At 71.8% G+C, this 16,441-nt stretch carries 10 protein-coding genes; 8 read left to right on the forward strand and 2 right to left on the reverse strand.

Annotated features, from left to right (window positions below):
• Positions 1 to 232: 232 nt before the first annotated feature.
• The 5 genes from ACIGYR_RS12335 (at position 233) to ACIGYR_RS12355 (ending at position 9,003) form a co-directional block, all read left to right on the forward strand.
• The gene (locus ACIGYR_RS12335) at positions 233 to 964 is read left to right on the forward strand and encodes a VIT1/CCC1 transporter family protein (protein ID WP_391839275.1); all 732 of its coding nucleotides are present in this window, start codon (positions 233 to 235) and stop codon (positions 962 to 964) included.
• Positions 965 to 1,511: 547 nt separating this feature from the next.
• Positions 1,512 to 6,023, forward strand: coding sequence for a glutamate synthase large subunit (gene gltB / locus ACIGYR_RS12340; protein WP_399595398.1), 4,512 nt, complete (start codon positions 1,512 to 1,514; stop codon positions 6,021 to 6,023).
• Positions 6,016 to 7,479, forward strand: coding sequence for a glutamate synthase subunit beta (locus ACIGYR_RS12345; RefSeq protein WP_391839277.1), 1,464 nt, complete (start codon positions 6,016 to 6,018; stop codon positions 7,477 to 7,479). Before gltB ends, ACIGYR_RS12345 begins: the two co-directional genes overlap by 8 nt.
• A 172-nt stretch (positions 7,480 to 7,651) precedes the next feature.
• Positions 7,652 to 8,419, forward strand: coding sequence for a VWA domain-containing protein (locus tag ACIGYR_RS12350; RefSeq protein WP_399595395.1), 768 nt, complete (start codon positions 7,652 to 7,654; stop codon positions 8,417 to 8,419).
• Positions 8,392 to 9,003 (forward strand): TetR/AcrR family transcriptional regulator, encoded by a 612-nt coding sequence (locus tag ACIGYR_RS12355; RefSeq protein ID WP_391839280.1) that lies wholly within the window; start codon positions 8,392 to 8,394, stop codon positions 9,001 to 9,003. The genes ACIGYR_RS12350 and ACIGYR_RS12355 overlap by 28 nt, the downstream gene beginning before the upstream one ends.
• A gap of 83 nt (positions 9,004 to 9,086) precedes the next feature.
• Here the strand turns inward: ACIGYR_RS12355 and ACIGYR_RS12360 are convergent, their stop codons facing one another.
• Positions 9,087 to 9,968 (reverse strand): hypothetical protein, encoded by an 882-nt coding sequence (locus tag ACIGYR_RS12360; protein WP_399595392.1) that lies wholly within the window; start codon positions 9,966 to 9,968, stop codon positions 9,087 to 9,089.
• Positions 9,969 to 10,046: 78 nt separating this feature from the next.
• Complete coding sequence (locus ACIGYR_RS12365; RefSeq protein WP_399595390.1) at positions 10,047 to 11,801, reverse strand: beta-galactosidase family protein; 1,755 nt, start codon at positions 11,799 to 11,801, stop codon at positions 10,047 to 10,049.
• 160 nt (positions 11,802 to 11,961) lie between these two features.
• Here ACIGYR_RS12365 and ACIGYR_RS12370 point away from each other — a divergent pair, with 160 nt between their 5' ends.
• From ACIGYR_RS12370 to pepN, 3 genes are all read left to right on the forward strand, one after another.
• On the forward strand, positions 11,962 to 12,852 hold the full coding sequence (locus ACIGYR_RS12370; protein WP_399595388.1) for a helix-turn-helix domain-containing protein: 891 nt from the start codon (positions 11,962 to 11,964) through the stop codon (positions 12,850 to 12,852).
• 34 nt (positions 12,853 to 12,886) lie between these two features.
• Positions 12,887 to 13,237, forward strand: coding sequence for a chorismate mutase (locus tag ACIGYR_RS12375; RefSeq protein WP_391839287.1), 351 nt, complete (start codon positions 12,887 to 12,889; stop codon positions 13,235 to 13,237).
• Positions 13,238 to 13,489: 252 nt separating this feature from the next.
• On the forward strand, positions 13,490 to 15,979 hold the full coding sequence (pepN, locus tag ACIGYR_RS12380; protein WP_399595385.1) for an aminopeptidase N: 2,490 nt from the start codon (positions 13,490 to 13,492) through the stop codon (positions 15,977 to 15,979).
• The last annotated feature ends 462 nt before the right edge of the window (positions 15,980 to 16,441 follow it).

Raw genomic sequence — 16,441 nt, forward strand, 5'->3', positions numbered from 1 at the left:
CCCTTTGCGGATGTGTCCCACGGGAGGCGTCCACGCGAGCCTGGCGGGCGCCCCTGTCACCCGCACGGCATCTGAGCCAGTGTTCGCACATATGAGCTGCGGTGGGCAAAGGCGCAGGTTAGCTCAGCCTTTCCTTGCTGGCGAAGGCGGAAGGATGAGCGTAAGTTCAGTGTTGTCGAAAAGTAGAACTCGTCCAAAGTTAGCTTTGGCTAAGCTTCCCTGGGGGGCCCGCATGGCCATCATCGAAACCGAGGCCGCGCTGCACGTGGCGCACCGCGACAACCACACCCACCGTGACGTCAACGGCGGCTGGCTGCGCCCGGCCGTCTTCGGTGCGATGGACGGCCTGGTCTCCAACCTCGCCCTGATGACGGGCGTGGCCGGTGGGTCGGTGGGCCAGCACACCATCGTCATCACCGGTCTCGCGGGGCTCGCCGCCGGCGCCTTCTCCATGGCGGCCGGCGAGTACACCTCCGTCGCCTCGCAGCGGGAACTCGTCGAGGCCGAGCTCGATGTCGAGCGCCGTGAACTGCGCAAGCACCCGCAGGACGAGGAGGACGAGCTGGCCGCGCTGTACGTGGCCCGCGGGGTCGAGCCGGCCCTGGCCCGGCAGGTCGCCCGGCAGCTGTCCGCGGATCCCGAGCAGGCCCTGGAGATACACGCGCGGGAGGAGCTGGGCATCGACCCCGGCGACCTGCCCTCGCCGCTGGTCGCGGCCGTGTCGTCCTTCGGGGCCTTCGCCCTCGGCGCCCTGCTGCCCGTGCTGCCGTACCTGCTCGGTGCGACCGTGCTCTGGCCCGCCGTGCTGCTCGCCCTCGCCGGGCTCTTCGGGTGCGGTGCCGTCGTGGCCAGGGTGACCGCGCGCAGCTGGTGGTTCAGCGGTCTGCGGCAGCTCGCGCTCGGTGGTGCGGCGGCCGGTGTGACGTACGCCCTGGGCAGCTTGTTCGGAACGGCCGTAGGATAGGCCGACCGGTACCTATGCGATGGGCCGCATAAGTACCCGTTACTCGTTGGTTTCACGTGCATGACCACGGGGCATGACCCGTAAGCACTGTGGGCAATGACGCCCGCTGCACCCTGCGGGGTGGGTGATGACGCCCGCCCCGGCCCCCGGACCGCCGGGCGTCGATCCGACCGATCGGGTCCCGCGCCGGTCCCCCAGAAACGTCGGCCGTCACCGCGCGGCACCCGCCGCCGAGGGCGGCACCCCCGCCGTCACCGAGCGGCGCCCGTCGCCAGGGACGGCACCTCCGCCGTCACCGCACGGCACCTCCGCCGCTACCGCGGTGTCCGCATGGTGGAATGGCCTATCCGGTTCCCGGGAACCGTCCCATCATGTAACCTGCACGAAATTTTGATCTGACGCAGAGGGCCAACGTCGTCCCTCGGCACCTGCCACATGCCACATGACGACGACGGGAGAGCCGATGCGTACGCCGCGCCAGCCGTCCCAGCATTCCGAGAATGGCCAGAACTGGTCGTTCATGGATGCTCGCCCTGCTGCGCAGGGTATGTACGACCCCCGCAACGAACACGACGCGTGCGGCGTCGGTTTCGTCGCCACTCTCACCGGCGAGGCGTCCCACACCCTGGTCGAGCAGGCACTCACCGTGCTGCGCAACCTGGAGCACCGCGGCGCCACCGGCTCCGAGCCCGACTCCGGTGACGGTGCGGGTCTCCTCTCCCAGGTGCCGGACGCCTTCCTCCGCGAAGTGGCCGGGTTCGACCTTCCCGCGGCCGGTGCGTACGCGGTAGGCATCGCGTTCCTGCCGGACGAGGGAACCGAGGACGCCGTCTCACGTATCGAGACGATCGCCGACGAGGAGGGGCTGACCGTCCTCGGCTGGCGAGAGGTCCCCGTCGCGCCGGAGCTGCTCGGCGCCACCGCCCGCTCCACCATGCCGGTCTTCCGGCAGATCTTCGTCGCCGACAGCGTCAGCGAGGGCATCGCCCTGGACCGCAAGGCGTTCCTGCTGCGCAAGCGCGCCGAACGTGAGGCCGGTGTCTACTTCCCGTCGCTCTCCGCGCGCACGATCGTCTACAAGGGCATGCTGACCACCGGCCAGCTGGAGCCCTTCTTCCCGGACCTGTCCGACCGCCGCTTCGCCTCCGCGGTCGCGCTCGTGCACTCCCGCTTCTCCACGAACACCTTCCCGTCCTGGCCGCTCGCGCACCCGTACCGCTTCGTCGCGCACAACGGTGAGATCAACACCGTCAAGGGCAACCGCAACTGGATGCGCGCCCGCGAGTCCCAGCTGTACTCCGAGCTGTTCGGCCCGCGCGAGACGCTGGACCGCGTCTTCCCGGTCTGTACGCCGGACGCCTCCGACTCGGCCTCCTTCGACGAGGTGCTGGAGCTGCTGCACCTGGGCGGCCGTTCGCTGCCGCACTCCGTGCTGATGATGATCCCGGAGGCGTGGGAGAACCACGACTCCATGGACCCGGTCCGGCGCGCCTTCTACCAGTTCCACTCCACGATGATGGAGCCCTGGGACGGCCCCGCCTGCGTCACCTTCACCGACGGCACCCAGGTCGGCGCCGTGCTCGACCGCAACGGTCTGCGCCCCGGCCGCTACTGGGTCACCGACGACGGCCTCGTCGTCCTCGGCTCCGAGGTCGGCGTCCTCGACATCGACCCGGCCAAGGTCGTCCGCAAGGGCCGCCTCCAGCCCGGCAAGATGTTCCTCGTCGACACCGCCGAGCACCGCATCATCGAGGACGACGAGATCAAGGCGTCCCTCGCCGCCGAGAAGCCGTACGCCGAATGGCTGGAGGCCGGCGAGATCGAGCTGAGCGACCTGCCCGAGCGCGAGCACATCATCCACACCCACGCCTCGGTCACCCGCCGCCAGCAGACCTTCGGCTACACCGAGGAAGAGCTGCGCATCCTCCTCGCGCCGATGGCCCGCACCGCCGCCGAGCCGATCGGCTCCATGGGCACCGACTCGCCGATCGCGGCCCTGTCCGAGCGCCCGCGGCTGCTCTTCGACTACTTCACCCAGCTGTTCGCACAGGTCACCAACCCGCCGCTGGACGCGATCCGCGAGGAACTGGTCACCTCCCTGCGCAGCTCGCTGGGCCCGCAGGGCAACCTCCTCGACCCGACCGCCGCATCCTGCCGGTCCGTCCTGCTGCCCTTCCCGGTCATCGACAACGACGAGCTGGCCAAGCTCATCCACATCAACGCCGACGGCGACATGCCCGGCTTCAAGGCGGCCACGCTCTCCGGCCTGTACCGGGTCTCCGGGGGCGGCGACTCCCTCGCCGCGCGCATCGAGGAGATCTGCGCCGAGGCCGACGCCGCCATCGACAACGGCGCCCGGCTGATCGTCCTGTCCGACCGCCACTCCGACGCCGAGCACGCGCCGATCCCGTCCCTGCTGCTCACCTCGGCCGTCCACCACCACCTCATCCGCACCAAGCAGCGCACCCACGTGGGCCTGCTCGTCGAGGCCGGCGACGTCCGCGAGGTCCACCACGTCGCCCTGCTGATCGGCTTCGGCGCCGCCGCCGTCAACCCGTACCTGGCGATGGAGTCGGTCGAGGACCTGCTGCGCGCGGGCACCTTCCTGAACGGCCTGGAGCCCGAGCAGGCCATCAAGAACCTGATCTACGCCCTCGGCAAGGGCGTCCTGAAGGTCATGTCCAAGATGGGCATCTCCACCGTCGCCTCCTACCGCGGCGCCCAGGTCTTCGAGGCCGTCGGCCTGGACGAGACCTTCGTGGAGACGTACTTCAACGGCACCGCGACCAAGATCGGCGGCGTCGGCATCGACGTCATCGCCGCCGAGGTCGCCGCCCGCCACGCCAAGGCGTACCCGGCCTCCGGCATCGCCCCGGCGCACCGCGCGCTGGACATCGGCGGCGAGTACCAGTGGCGCCGCGAGGGCGAGCCGCACCTGTTCGACCCGGACACGGTCTTCCGCCTCCAGCACTCCACGCGCACGGGCCGCTACGACATCTTCAAGAAGTACACGGACCGGGTGAACGAGCAGTCCGAGCGCCTGATGACGCTGCGCGGCCTGTTCGGCTTCAAGTCCGACCGGCAGCCGATCCCCATCGACGAGGTCGAGCCGGCGAGCGAGATCGTCAAGCGCTTCTCCACGGGCGCGATGTCGTACGGCTCCATCTCCAAGGAGGCGCACGAGACCCTCGCCATCGCCATGAACCAGCTGGGCGGCAAGTCCAACACCGGTGAGGGCGGCGAGGACCCGGAGCGCCTGTACGACCCGGCCCGCCGGTCCGCCATCAAGCAGGTCGCCTCCGGCCGCTTCGGCGTCACCTCCGAGTACCTGGTCAACGCGGACGACATCCAGATCAAGATGGCCCAGGGCGCCAAGCCCGGCGAGGGCGGCCAGCTGCCCGGCCACAAGGTCTACCCGTGGGTCGCCAAGACGCGTCACTCGACGCCGGGCGTGGGTCTGATCTCCCCGCCGCCGCACCACGACATCTACTCGATCGAGGACCTGGCCCAGCTCATCCACGACCTGAAGAACGCGAACCCGCAGGCGCGGATCCACGTGAAGCTGGTCTCCGAGGTCGGCGTCGGCACGGTCGCCGCGGGCGTGTCCAAGGCGCACGCGGACGTGGTGCTCATCTCCGGCCACGACGGCGGTACGGGCGCCTCCCCGCTGACCTCCCTGAAGCACGCGGGCGGCCCCTGGGAGCTGGGCCTCGCCGAGACCCAGCAGACCCTGCTGCTCAACGGCCTGCGCGACCGGATCGTGGTCCAGACGGACGGCCAGCTGAAGACCGGCCGTGACGTGGTCATCGCCGCGCTGCTCGGCGCCGAGGAGTTCGGTTTCGCGACCGCTCCGCTCGTCGTCTCCGGCTGCATCATGATGCGCGTCTGCCACCTGGACACCTGCCCGGTCGGCATCGCCACCCAGAACCCGGTCCTGCGCGAGCGCTTCGCGGGCAAGGCCGAGTACGTGGTGAACTTCTTCCGGTTCATCGCCGAGGAGGTCCGCGAGATCCTCGCCGAGCTGGGCTTCCGCTCCATCGAGGAGGCCGTCGGCCACGCCGAGGCGCTGGACGTCGAGCGCGCGGTGAACCACTGGAAGGCGCAGGGCCTGAACCTGGAGCCGCTGTTCCACGTGCCCGACCTGCCCGAGGGCGCGGTCCGTCACCAGCTGATCACCCAGGACCACGGCCTGGAGAAGGCCCTGGACAACGAGCTGATCAAGCTCGCCGCCGACGCCCTCGCCGCGAACGACGCGACCGAGGCCCAGCCGGTGCGCGCCCAGGTCGCCATCCGCAACATCAACCGCACGGTCGGCACCATGCTCGGCCACGAGGTGACGAAGAAGTTCGGTGGCGCGGGCCTGCCCGAAGACACCATCGACATCACCTTCACCGGCTCCGCGGGCCAGTCCTTCGGCGCGTTCCTGCCGCGTGGCGTCACGCTGCGTCTGGAGGGCGACGCCAACGACTACGTCGGCAAGGGCCTCTCCGGCGGCCGGATCGTCGTCCGCCCGGACCGGGCCGCCGACCACCTCGCCGAGTACTCGACCATCGCCGGCAACACCATCGGCTACGGCGCCACCGGCGGCGAGATGTTCCTGCGCGGCCGTACCGGTGAGCGGTTCTGCGTCCGCAACTCCGGCGCGCTCGTCGTCGCCGAGGGCGTGGGCGACCACGGCTGCGAGTACATGACCGGCGGTCACGCGGTCGTCCTCGGCCCGACCGGCCGCAACTTCGCGGCGGGCATGTCCGGCGGTATCGCCTACGTCATCGACCTCGACCCCGACAACGTCAACGTCGGCAACGCCGCGGCCGTGGAGGCGCTGGACGAGACGGACAAGCAGTGGCTGCACGACGTGGTGCGCCGCCACGCCGAGGAGACCGGCTCGACCGTCGCCGACAAGCTGCTCGCCGACTGGGACACGGCCGCGGAGCGGTTCACCAAGATCATCCCCAGCACGTACAAGGCAGTGCTCGCCGCCAAGGACGCCGCCGAGCGAGCCGGTCTGACCGAGACCGAGATCACCGAGAAGATGATGGAGGCGGCGATCAATGGCTGACCCGAAGGGCTTCCTGAACCACGGCCGTGAGGTCGCCAAGACCCGTCCCGTCGGTGAGCGCCTCAAGGACTGGAACGAGGTCTACGTCCCCGGCTCCCTGCTGCCGATCATCAGCAAGCAGGCCAGCCGCTGCATGGACTGCGGCATCCCGTTCTGCCACAACGGCTGTCCGCTGGGGAACCTGATCCCGGAGTGGAACGACTACGCCTACCGCCAGGACTGGGCCGCGGCCCAGGAGCGCCTGCACGCGACCAACAACTTCCCGGAGTTCACCGGCCGCCTCTGCCCCGCTCCCTGCGAGTCGGCGTGCGTCCTCGGCATCAACCAGGCGCCGGTCACCATCAAGAACGTCGAGGTCTCGATCATCGACAAGGCGTGGGAGACCGGGGACGTCGCCCCGCAGATCCCCGAGCGCCTGTCCGGCAAGACGGTCGCGGTCATCGGCTCGGGCCCGGCGGGTCTCGCCGCCGCCCAGCAGCTGACCCGGGCCGGCCACACGGTCGCCGTCTACGAGCGCGCGGACCGCATCGGCGGCCTCCTGCGGTACGGCATCCCCGAGTTCAAGATGGAGAAGCGGCACATCAACCGCCGTATCGAGCAGATGCGCTCGGAGGGCACCCGCTTCCGCACCGGCGTCGAGATCGGCCGCGACCTGAAGGCCACGGACCTGAAGAAGCGGTACGACGCGGTCGTGATCGCCGCCGGCGCCACCATGGCCCGCGACCTGCCGGTGCCCGGCCGCGAGCTGACGGGCATCTACCAGGCGATGGAGTACCTGCCCCTGGCCAACAAGGTCCAGGAGGGCGACTACGTCAGCCCGCCGGTCTCGGCCGAGGGCAAGCACGTCGTCGTCATCGGCGGCGGTGACACCGGCGCCGACTGCGTGGGCACCGCCCACCGGCAGGGCGCGGCCTCCGTCACCCAGCTGGAGATCATGCCCCGCCCGAACGACGAGCGGCACCCGACCGACCAGCCCTGGCCGACCTTCCCGATCCTCTACAAGGTCACCTCGGCCCACGAGGAGGGCGGCGAGCGGATCTACTCCGCCTCCACCACCCACTTCGAGGGCGACGAGGACGGCAACGTCCAGTGGCTGCATCTGGCCGAAGTGGAGTTCGTGGACGGCAAGTTGACCTCCAAGCCGGGCACCGGGCGCAAGATCCCGGCCCAGCTGGTCACCCTCGCCATGGGCTTCACCGGCACCGACCGGGAGAACGGCCTGGTCGACCAGTTCGGCCTGGACCTCGACGAACGCGGTAACATCGCCCGCGACGCCGACTTCCAGACCAACGTGCCGGGTGTGTTCGTCGCCGGCGACGCCGGCCGCGGCCAGTCCCTCATCGTGTGGGCGATCGCGGAGGGCCGCTCGGCCGCCCGCGGAGTCGACCGCTACCTGACCGGTGCCAGCGACCTGCCGGCCCCGATCCGCCCGACGGACCGCGCCCTGGCGGTCTGACGCGCACACAAGGGACCTCAAGTCCCCCAAGACGTCCCGTACAAAGGCGTACGGAACACTGACGGCGCCTGCCCGCCTGTCCCCGACCGGACGACTGGGCAGGCGTCGTTGCACGTCCGTACGCGGACCGGTGGTCACGTAGGCTCGGGCCCCGGACAGCCGAGGGGGGACCATGGCCGCGATCAGTCTGCGCAAGATGGAGGAGACCGCGCCCGCGCTCGTCGGCGCCTACCGGTCGGCGGGGGTGTGCCTGAGCAAGCACGGCCTGGACGGGCTGCGGGCAGCCGTCTACCTCGTCGTCGACTACTCGGGCTCGATGAAGCCGTACTACGAGGACGGCAGCGTGCAGGCGCTCGCCGACCGGGTGCTGGGACTGTCGGCGCACCTGGACGACGACGGACGGGTACCCGTGGTGTTCTTCTCCACGGACGTCGACGCGGTCACCGACATCGCCCTCGCCGGCCACCAGGGCCGGATCGAGCGGATCGTGGCCGGACTCGGCCACATGGGCAGGACCAGCTACCACCTGGCCATGGACGCCGTCATCGACCACTACCTGGACAGCGGTGCCACCGCCCCCGCCCTGGTCGTCTTCCAGACCGACGGCGGCCCGATCAGCAAGTTCGCCGCCGAGCGCCATCTGTGCAAGGCGGCGAAGCTCCCGCTGTTCTGGCAGTTCGTCGGCTTCGGAGACCCGGGCAGCCGGCAGTTCGCGTTCCTGCGCAAGCTGGACGAGCTGGCGGTGCCGGGCAAGCGGGTCGTGGACAACGCGGGCTTCTTCCACGCCGGCCAGGACCCCCGGCAGCTCTCCGACGCCGAGCTGTACGACCGGCTCGTCGGCGAGTTCCCGAGATGGCTGGCCGCCGCACACGCGGCGGGCGTCGCAGGACCGGAGCAGACCACAATGGGTGCGTGCCGACCAAGAAGAAGCCCCAGGTGACCGCGGCAGCGGCCCGGCGCGGTGAGCTCCTGAACACCGCTGCCGAGGTCTTCGCCGAACACGGCTACAACGCCACCACCGTCCGCAGGATCGCCGACCACGCCGGCATGCTCGCGGGCAGCCTCTACTACCACTTCGACTCCAAGGAGTCGATGCTCGAGGAGATCCTGCGGACCTTCCTCGACGAACTGTGGGACGGCTACGACACCGTCCTCGCCGCCGGACTCGGGCCCCGCGAGACGCTGGAGGCGCTGGTCACCGAGTCCTTCCGGGAGATCGACCGGCACCGCGCCGCCGTCGCGATCTACCAGAAGGAGAGCAAACAGCTCGTCGCCCAGGACCGGTTCGTCTTCCTCGCCGAGTCCCAGCGCCGGTTCGAGAAGGCGTGGCTCGGCACGCTGGAACGCGGGGTCGCCGAGCGGGTCTTCCGCGCGGACCTGGACGTCCGGCTCACCTACCGGTTCGTGCGCGACACCGTGTGGGTCGCCGCCTCCTGGTACCGGCCCGGCGGCCGGCACAGCCCCGAGGAGATCGCCCGGCAGTACCTGTCGATGGTGCTGGACGGGATCGCCGTACCCGAATAGTCCCGCACGGCCGGGCGTCGGAACCGGCGGCCGGTGCCGTCACGGTCGCGGGGCGTCCCCGCACCCACCCCCTGCGCACCCGCCTACGTGTCGCATTCCCACACGGTCCGGCACAACCCGCACCGCGCCCGCACCCGCCCCCGTACGGGCACCCTGATCCGCTGCTGGCAGGTGGGGCAGGGGAAGGAGACCCGGAGGTGACCGGCGGGGTCGGGGGTGAAGGCGTAGGGCGCCGTCGGCGGGGCGCCGGAGGCGTGCCGGCGGTCGTGGGCGTAGCGGCGGCGGCCCGCCCAGCCGGCCGCCGTCAACGGCGGCTGCTGCTCGTCCCGGCGGGCCAGGGCCATCCCCTTGACGTATGCGCTGTGGGCCTGCGGGCTGGTGAACCACACGGCGGGGTCCTCGTGGAAGAGCAGGGCCCGCTTGGCCAGGACGTAACCGAACTCCTCCGGGGTGAGATAGCCGAGCTTCTGCGACGAGACCGCGTCCTCCCGGTAGGCGTCCAGCAGCAGCCAGCCCGCACCCAGGTAGGCGGTCGCGGTGTCCGTCAGGATCTCGTTCTCCGCGGTGGTGGGGAACGCCAGGCCCAGGCGGTGCAGATAGACGTGCGCCACCTCGTGGGCGAGCGCCGCGCCGATGTCCCTGCGGTGGTTGCGGAAACGGTCGTTGAGTTCCACGAAGTACTCCGGTCCCGCGGCCAGTTCGACGTTCGCCGCGTGGCTCATCTCCCGGAAGCCGACGACGAGCCGCGCGTCCGGCAGCCGGAAGTGCCGCACGATCTCCCGGGCCACGCGCTGCGCGCCCAGATGCAGGTCGTCGATGTCGCAGAAGGCCACGTCGGCGGGGGCCACGCTGACCGAGAACGTCTCGATGGTGTCCCGGGACAGGCGCCGGTACAGCGCGGTGACGGCGGCCCGCACCGTCTCCAGGTGCGGGTAGCCGTGCTCGACCGGTCCGCCGTTCGCCACGTCGGCACCCCCAGAAGACGCCGGAGCTCCTCTCCACTGTAGGCGGCAAGAGCCGGGCGGGAGGGGCGAAGCGGCCCGTCACACAGGCCGCAGACGAGGCGACGGCGCATCCGGGTCCGCTCCGTCCAGCTCCAGCAGCCACACCTCGTTCGCGCCCTCCCGCAGCACCGGGCCGGGCACGTACAGCGACCGCTGCGGGCCCGCCGACCAGTAACGGCCCAGGCCGAAGCCGTTGATCCAGGCGAACCCGCGCGTCCGGCCCGGCAGCTCGAGCCGGGCGTCGCCGGCCCCGAGAACCATGATCGTGCCCCGGTACAGCCCCGGTGCCCCCGCCCCGGGCAGCGCGCCGAAGGGCACCGCGGCCACGCCGTCGGCGAACGCGTCCAGATCCAGCCCACGCGCGCGTACCCCGTGCAGATACTGCCGTTCGTGCAGGATGCCGCCGGTGACGCCCTTGGCCTCGCCGAGGCGCGGCCCGTAGTTCACCCGCCCCAGGGACTCCACCCACAGCTCCACGCGCGCGGGGCCCGCGACGGGCTCCTTCAGCCGCGGCTCCGCCTCGGTGAGCACCCCGGCCCGCTCGCCGTCGACGTACACCACGGCCAGGTCCCGCAGCCCGCGCACGGTCAGCGGGTACGGCCGGCGCGGGCCGGGCACACCGACCTCGTAACGGACCAGGCCCCGGGTCACCCCCAGCTCCTCGAAGGTGGGCGGCACCGGGGTGACCGTCTCCGGGCCGCCCAGCGCCTCCAGGACGGCGGGCAGGGGCGCCCAGTCCGTGAGCGCGGCCTCGGCGGGGGCGCCCAGCACGGCCGGCCGCGGCGGCAGGCCGGGCAGCGGGCCGGACCGGTACTCGGACAGCAGCTCGCGGAAGCGCCAGAACTTCTCCGTGGGGCGGCCGTACTCGTCCACCGGGGCGTCGTAGTCGTACGAGGTCACATCCGGTTCCAGTGGACCCTCGTGCAGCGCGCCGCCCCGGTTCGCCCCCGCCCAGCCCCCGAAACTGGTGCCTCCGTGGGCCATGTAGAGGTTCACCGACGCCCCGCACTCCAGGATCTCGCGCAGCGCCTCGGTGGCCTCCGCCGGATCCCGTACGACATGCTCGGCGGCCCAGTGGTCGAACCAGCCGCACCAGAACTCCATGCACATCAGCGGGCCCTCACGGCGGTGACGGCGCAGCGTGTCGAAGGCTTCGCGCGCGTGGGAGCCGAAGTTGACCGTGGCGAGCACGCCGGGCAGTGAGCCGCCGGTCAGCATGTGGTCCTCGGGGCCGTCCGAGGTGAACAGCGTGGCGGTGACCCCGCCGGCGCGCAGCAGGCCGGCCAGCTCCTCCAGGTATGCGGTGTCGCTGCCGTAGCTGCCGTACTCGTTCTCCACCTGGACCATGATCACGGGGCCGCCGCGGTCGAGCTGGCGGGGCACGATCTCGGGCAGCAGACGACGGAACCAGTCCCGGACGTGCAACAGATAGCGCTCGTCACGCGTACGCGCGCGCGTGCCCGGCTCGCCCGTCAGCCACGCCGGCAGCCCGCCGTTCTCCCACTCGGCGCAGATGTAGGGACCCGGCCGCACGATCGCCCACAGACCCGCCTCGCGGACCGCGTCCAGGAACCGGCCGACCGCCTGCACGTCCCGGCAGGCTCCTGGGCGCGGCTGGTGCAGATTCCACGGGACGTACGTCTCCACACAGTTCAGGCCCATCGCCCGCAGCACGGCCAGCCGGTGCCCCCACTGGGCCTCGTGCACCCGGAAGTAGTGCAACGCCCCGGACAGCAGCCGTACCGGGCGCCCGTCCAGCAGGAAGCCGGATTCCCCCACCGTGAACTCGCTCATGCGCCCCAGCGTCACCTCTTCCGGTGATCAGCGCCATGGACGAAGATCGGCGCTGCTTGGACAAAAGTCCGCGGGCACCGTCCGTGAGGCCGCCCACGCGGTCCGCGAGAGTGCGCCCCACGCGGCCCGCGGGAGTCCGCCGACTCCGGGAGGAGCGCCGATGTACCGGACCTGGATGCGGTTCTTCAGCCCCGGCCCCGCCCACCAGCGCCTCGGCCTGGTCTGCCTGGGCGTCGGCCTCCAGCACGGCGCGCTGCCCACGGTCGGCCCACGGACCCTCGACCACCACGTGGCCGTGGTGATCAGCTCGGGCGCCGGCTGGTACCGGGGCGCCGACGGCCGTCCCACGACCGTCACCGCGCCCGCGTTGCTGTGGCTCACCCCCGGCGTGCCCCACCACTACGCGCCCGACCCGGACACCGGCTGGGACGAGGGCTTCGTCGACTTCACCGGGCCCGCCACCGCGGCCTACCGCGAACTCGGCTACATCGAACCCGACCGGCCCGTCGTCCCCCTCTCCGACGCCTCCGCCCCCCGTACGGTCATCACCCGCATCGCCCGCGCCGCCCGCCGCGGCAACCCCCTGCTGGAGGTGGAGACCGGCGCCGCCGTCCATGAACTCCTGGTCGCCCTGCGCCGCGCCCGCGCCGACCTCGCCCCCGACGGAGACCAGGTGCTGGCGGCCCTGGCCCGGGACGCCTGCACGCCGATGAGCGTCGCCGACCATGCCGCCCGGCACGGCATGACCCCCGCCGAGCTGCGCGGCGCGGTCCGCCGGGCGGCCGGATGCAGCCCGAAGGACTACCTGCTCGGCATCCGCCTCGGCCGGGCCAAGGAGCTCCTCGCCGCCACCGAGCTGCCCGTCGCGGCCGTCGCCCGCCGCGTCGGCTACGACGACCCCGCCTACTTCTCCCGGCTGTTCACCCGGCGCGTGGGCGTCGCCCCCGTCCGGTTCCGCGCCCAGCAGGGCCGCACCGTCCCCGGCGGCTGGAGCGACCGCGTGCCGGACCCCGGTGATCCGCCGGTGATCCAGTCCTCGGACACCCCGTAGGGACGGGTCGGTGCAGCGCATAGGGTTGATCCCCATGACCACCAGCAACACCGGCACCGGTGCCGTGGATCCCGAGGTCCGTCAGGAACTGGACCGGCTGCGCGACAGCATCGACAACATCGACGCGGCCGTCGTCCACATGCTCGCGGAGCGTTTCAAGTGCACCCAGCAGGTCGGCCGGCTCAAGGCGCTGCACCAGCTGCCGCCCGCCGACCCGGACCGCGAGTCCCGGCAGATCGACCGGTTGCGCCGCCTCGCCGAGAACGCCAAGCTCGATCCGGCGTTCGCCGAGAAGTTCCTGAATTTCATCATCGCCGAGGTCATCCGGCACCACGAGCGGATCGCCGAGGACACCCACAACGGGCGGCCGGCGCACGAGGGCTGACCGGAAGCCGGCCCGGGACCGGTCAGGGGCCGACAGGGCGCCGGCCAGGGAGGTCGATCAGGCGCCGACCGGGAGCCGGCCAGGGACCGGTCAGGGCGCCGACCGGCAGTCGACCAGGGAACCGGTCAGGGGCCGACAGGGAGGTCCGGGGACCCGGTCGGCGAGGAAATCGCCCAGGGGCGCGCAGCGGACAAAAGCCGCGTACCGATCCGCCCCTGTGCGCTGTCGCTCCCATCAGGCAGCATGGCCTGCATGTCCGTTCTCACGCGCGACGAAGCGCAGCTCCGAGCACAGTTCCTCGACGTCCACCGGTACACGGTCGAACTGGACCTCACGACCGGTGACGAGACCTTCGACTCCCGTACCGCGATCCGGTTCACCGCCCGGACCGACGGGGACACGTTCGTCGAACTGAAGCCCGCCGAGCTGCGCAGCGTCACGCTCGACGGACAGCCGCTCGACCCGGAGTCGCTGAGCGAGGACCGGCTGCCGCTGAAGAACCTCACCGCCGGCGAGCACGAGCTGCGCGTCCACGCGGCCATGCGCTACTCCCGCACCGGCGAGGGCATGCACCGCTTCACCGACCCGAGCGACGGTGAGACGTACGTCTACACCCAGATGTTCATGGACGACGTCCAGCGGGTCTTCGCCGCCTTCGACCAGCCCGACCTGAAGGCCGTCTTCGAGGTCTCGGCCAAGGCACCCGAAGGCTGGACCGTCCTCGCCAACGGCGTCACCGCACGCCGCGCCGACGGCGCCTGGCAGGCCGCGCCCACCCCGCCGATCTCCACCTACCTGGTCGCCGTCGCCGCCGGCCCCTGGCACTCGGTGCGTACCGAGCACCGCGGGCTGCCGTTCGGCATCCACTGCCGCCGCTCCCTCGCGCCCCACCTCGACACCGACGCCGACGAGATCCTCGACATCACGCGCGCGTGCTTCGACCGCTACCACGAGAAGTTCGAGGAGCCGTACCCCTTCGACTCCTACGACCAGGCGTTCGTCCCCGAGTTCAACGCCGGCGCCATGGAGAACCCGGGCCTGGTCACCTTCCGCGACGACTTCGTCTACCGCTCCGCCGTCACCGACACCGAGCGGCAGACCCGAGCCATGGTCATCGCGCACGAAATGGCCCACATGTGGTTCGGCGACCTCGTCACCCTCAAGTGGTGGGACGACATCTGGCTGAACGAGTCCTTCGCCGAGTACATGGGCTACCAGACCACTGCCGAGGCCACCCGCTTCACCGACCCCTGGACCGAATTCGCCGTCACCCGCAAGGCGTGGGGCTACGACGCCGACCAGCGGCCCACCACCCACCCGGTCGCCCCCGAGAACGTCGAGGACACGGCCTCCGCCCTGCTCAACTTCGACGGCATCTCCTACGCCAAGGGCGCCTCCGCGCTGCGCCAGCTGGCCGCCTGGCTCGGCGAGAAGGACTTCCTCGCCGGCATCAACACCCACTTCACGCGACACAAGTTCGGCAACGCCACCCTCGCCGACTTCATCGACTCGCTCGCCTCGGCCACCGACCGCGACGTGCACGCCTGGGCCGACAGCTGGCTGCGTACCACCGGCGTCGACACGCTCACCCCGGTGATCGCCGCCGCCGGCACCTGCACGCTGACCGCGGGGCGCGCGGGCAGCCGCCCGCACCGCCTCAGCGTCGGCCTGTACGACCACGACGTCGCCGACGAGGGCCGGCTGGTGCTGCGCGAGCGCCTCGACCTCGACGTCCCGCAGGCCGCCCCGCAGCCCATCGGCAAGCGCCCCGCGCTGGTCCTCCTCAACGACGGCGACATCACCTACGCCAAGGTCCGCTTCGACCCCGCGTCCTTCGAGACGGTCCGCACCGGCCTGTCCGGCCTGCCCGACCCGCTCACCCGCGCGGTCGTCTGGAACGCCCTGCGGGACGCCGTCCGCGACGGCGAACTCCCGCCCGCCGCCTACCTGGAGACGGCCCGCGCCCACCTCCCGCGCGAGACCGACCTGGCCGTCGCGCAGGGCGTCCTCGCCTTCGCCGCCGGCCAGCTCACCGAGCAGTACCTGGCACCGCAGGACCGGCCGGCCGCCCTCGCCGCCCTCACCTCCCTCTGCCGCGACCTGCTGCGGCGTACCGAGGACGGGGACCACCCCGGCCTGCGGCTGATCGCCGTGCGGCACCTGATCGGCGTGGCCGCCCACCCGGAGACCATCGCCGCCTGGCTCGCCGACGGCACGGTGCCCGGTGGCCCGGAGCTCGATCCCGAGCTGCGCTGGCGCATCCTCGCCCGGCTCGCCGTGCTCGGTGCCGTCGACGAGGCCGCCATCGCCGCCGAGCTGGCCCGTGACCCGAGCGCCACCGGCCAGGAGGGCGCCGCCCGCTGCCGCGCCGCCCTGCCCGACCCGGAGGCCAAGCGCGCCGCCTGGGAGGCGATGTTCACCGGCGACGACCTGTCCAACTACCTGTTCACGGCCACCGCACAGGGCTTCTGGCAGCCCGAACAGGCCGAGCTGATCCGGGAGTACGTGCCGCGCTTCTACCCGGAGGCGGTCGCCCTCGCCACCCGCCGCGGCCCCGCCATCGCCGTCGCCGCCGGCCGCTGGGGCTTTCCGGCGCACGCCGTCGACGCCGACAATCTGCGGCTCGGCCAGGACTGCCTGCGCGACACCGAGCTCACCCCGGCCCTGCGCCGCACTCTCGCCGACCGCCTGGACGACCTGTCCCGTGCGCTGCGGGTGCGGGGCGAAGAGGGCACGGCGTAGGCCCGGCGACACAGGACGCGGCCGGCCCCTGCCGACGAGGCGGGGGGCCGGCCGCCCCGCACCCTCGGGGAGTCCGCCGGTGTGCCCCCGGAGATCACCGGCACGGTGGAGAAGATCACCGGTTCCCCGGCCCGCGCCTCCACCCGGTGGGCCCGCGACCACGCCGCGGACTTCCGGACGTAGCCGAAAGCGGCACGGCCACCCCGCAACGTGCCCTCCCCGGAGGGCAGTACACACCTCCGGATTCCGTTCGCCGGACTTCCCGGGTGCGGCAGTAGACACCTCCGGGTTCCGTTCGCCGGGCTTCTCCGGTGCGGCAGTACACCTTGCGTCCGCCGGGCTTCTCGGGTGCGGCAGCCCACCTTCCGTTCGCCGGGCTTCCCGGGTGCGGCAGTAACTCCCCACCCCGGGCTCCGCCCGCCGTACTTTTCCGGTGCGGCAGTACACACTCCCGGGTTCCGT

Source organism: Streptomyces sp. NPDC053076 (genome assembly GCF_044546845.1).
Classification (GTDB): Bacteria; Actinomycetota; Actinomycetes; order Streptomycetales; family Streptomycetaceae; genus Streptomyces.